The organism is uncultured Nevskia sp. (assembly GCF_903885465.1).
Classification (GTDB): domain Bacteria; phylum Pseudomonadota; class Gammaproteobacteria; order Nevskiales; family Nevskiaceae; genus Nevskia.
The window spans coordinates 1-2934 of record NZ_CAISIQ010000360.1 but is presented as its reverse complement, the minus strand read 5'-3'; the positions used below and the strand labels follow the sequence as shown (position 1 = coordinate 2934).

Below are 2934 nucleotides of genomic sequence, written 5' to 3'. Positions count from 1 at the left end.
GCGGAGGCGGAGGCGGCGGCTTGATCAGCTTCAGCTGCACCACTTCGTTGACCGGCTTGCGCGCCTTGCTGCCATCGCTGCCGAGCATCGCCACCAGCCCGTAGAGCAGCACGGCAGCGGCCAGCGCGGCGGCGACATAGAGCCGCTGCTTGCGCTTGCGCTGGGCCTGCTGGCGCGAACTCAGAGCCATATCGAAATCACTGCACCAGCCGCTGGGTGACCAGGCCCAGCTGGGTGATGTCGAGCTGGCCGAGCAGCGCCAGCACGTCGATGACGTTCTTGTACTGGGTCTCGCCGTCGCCGCGGACGATCACCGGCAGATCGGGAATCTGTGCCTTCTTCTGGCGCAGCTTGTCTTCCAGCTCGGCCAGGGTCACCGGCACCGCGTCCATGAAGATCTTGCCGTCGTTGGTGATGGTGATCGCCACGGTTTTCGACTTCGCCAGCGACGGCTGGCTGGACGCCTGCGGCAGGTTGACCTTGATGCCCTGCACGGCGGCCGTGGTCATGATGATGAAGATCACCAGCAGCACGTAGGCGAGATCGAGCATCGGCGTGATGTTGATTTCGTCGTACGGCTTGTCTTCGCTTGAGGCTTGCATGGCTGGTCTCCGCCGTAGTTTTTCTGCTTGATCCGGGGGGCGGGATCAGCGGTGGCCGACGGCCGCGCGGATGTTGTGACCGTCGTTGCCGGCCGGATACATCTCGGCCATGCGGGTGACGAACTCATCGACGAAAACGGCCATGTTGGCCTGGATATCCTTGATCCGGCCGAGCAGGAAGTTGTAGGCAAACAGCGCCGGAATCGCGACCGCCATGCCGGCGACGGTGGCCAGCAGCGCTGCCGAAATGCCCGGCGCAATCGCGTTGACGTTGACTTCGCCGGCGGCGGCGATCGAGGCGAAGGTGATCATCACGCCGACCACGGTGCCGAGCAGGCCGATGAAGGGGCCTCCGGAAATCGCGATGGTCAGCACCACCATGCCCTTGGACAAGCGCTGGTTCTCGCGCACCGAGGTGGCGTCCACCGAAGCGCGGATCGACTCGATCGATTCCGCCGACAGCGCGCCGGGGCGGCCCGCGATCTCGAAGCGATGAAGGATTTCACGAATGCCGGACTTGTACATCCGGTACAGCGAGGAATCCTCGAGCTGGTCGCGCTCGTCCTCGTTCAGCGGCTGCACGCTTTCCAGATTGGTGAGATCGCTGCGCAGCGTCTGGAACTGACGGGTGAACAGATCGTTGGCGCGGTTGGTACGGCCGCAGTAGCCGCCCTTGGTGTACATCACCGCGTACGAGGCCAGCGCGATCAGCGCCAGGATGGCGATGATCACCCAGGCGTCGACGGTGACCGACTGCATGATGATGCCGACGTAGCCGGTGGAGAAACCGGACAGGCCTTCGTCGGCGCCGAACTGCAACAGCTTGTCTTCGACACCCTGATTGTTCGCCGCCAGCAGCAGCCAGCCCGGGCTGCGCGCGCTGTGGGCGATCTGCAGTTCGTCGATCTCGCCGGTGTAGCCGCTGTTGCCGTCGGCGGCAGCCGCGCCCAGGCTGATTGCGCTGTTCAGCGCCGGCAGCGGGCCGGTGACGGTCGCGACGGATTGACCATCGACATAGAGCGCGCCATCGGTCGAACCATTGCCGCCGAAGACCACGGCGAGGTGATGCCAGCTGGCGGTAGCGATCGCGGCAACGGGCGCCGAACGGCGACTGCCGGCGGCATCGCTGATCTCGACATACGGCGTGCCGCGATCCAGGCCGATGAGCAGCGCGTTGTCGCCCTCGCGCTGAGCGAACAGCACGGCGGTCTGGTCGGCGGTCTCCGGGTTGATCCAGGCCGACCAGGTCAAGGGCGCGCCGGCTGCGACATTCAGCGTCGTCGACGGTGCTGCGCTGATCGCCTGCGCACCGTCGAACTTCGCCGAGCCACCGATCAGGCCGCTGTCATTGGTCGCCGCTGCATTGAGGGCGTTGTTGCGCGAGCGGCTGGCGTCGACCGGTGGCTGGCCGGCCTGGCCCTCAGCCGGCGAGAAATGCCAGACCAAGCTCTGGCTGTCGTCATAGCTCAGGCTGGCATCGCCTTCCTTGGCCGCCTTGGCGTTGCCGTAATAGAGCCAGAACTTCACCGGCGCGCCGGCCTTCACGGCTGGCAGATGAACCCAGACGAAGCCCATGTTGAACACCGGGTCGAACTTCTCGACATGGAACTTCAGCGGCGTCGCATCGTCCTCGGCGATGAAGCGCAGATCGCCGCCATCAGGGTTGGCATCGCTGAACTTCATGACGCCTTCGTGCAGGCGCACCAGCACCACGGTATCGCCGACTTCACCGGTGACACCGGCCGCCGCCGCATCGGCGGTGATCGGCTTGCGGAACGACCATTCCTTGTTCCACCAGGCGGAGGCGCTGAGCGGCATCAGCAAGCAGAGCAGCCCAGTGAAAGTGGCGGTGCGGAGGATCGACGGCAGGCTCATGGGTTTTCCGGAGGGACGCTGACTGAAAATGGAAAGAGGCTTGAAGGCGGGCATCAGAACGAACCGAGCACGCGGAACAACACGCGACTGTCACCGGCGCGGGTGTTGGTGGTGCTGTTGATCGGATTGGCCCAGTCGACGCTGCCGCTGACGTGGCCGAGCAGCCTGAAATCGAAGCCGAAGCCGAAGCTGGCCAGGCGCAGATCGGACGGCGTATCGGCGATCGGCTGGCGGACGCGCAGCACGGCGCTGTCGGCGAAGGCGTAGGCGCGCAGGGTTTCCACCGGCCGGAAGCTGTCGCCGATATCGAGGTAATCGGCCAGCGGCGGGCTGCGCAGTTCCATCGTGCTACTGATGCCGTAATCACCGAGTGCCGAGGCTTCGAGATAGCCGCGCACGGTGTCGGCGCCGCCGGCGGAGAACTGCTCGTTGGAGATCAGCGGCTGATCGGTGAGCT

Annotated in this window: 3 protein-coding genes and 1 pseudogene; all 4 read right to left on the bottom strand. The window is 65.3% G+C overall.

The window, feature by feature from the left end; all coding sequences use genetic code 11:
• A pseudogene (locus QZY06_RS14235) lies at nucleotides 1-190 on the bottom strand (hypothetical protein); the annotation flags it as partial.
• 7 nt (nucleotides 191-197) lie between these two features.
• Entirely contained in the window at nucleotides 198-602 is a 405-nt protein-coding gene (locus tag QZY06_RS14230) for a biopolymer transporter ExbD (protein WP_022978512.1), read from the bottom strand.
• Between the two features lie 45 nt (nucleotides 603-647).
• Entirely contained in the window at nucleotides 648-2477 is a 1830-nt protein-coding gene (locus QZY06_RS14225) for a DUF2341 domain-containing protein (protein WP_295685684.1), read from the bottom strand.
• Nucleotides 2478-2530: 53 nt separating this feature from the next.
• On the bottom strand, nucleotides 2531-2934 hold a 404-nt coding region (locus tag QZY06_RS14220; RefSeq protein ID WP_295685682.1), incomplete at its 5' end, for a ShlB/FhaC/HecB family hemolysin secretion/activation protein.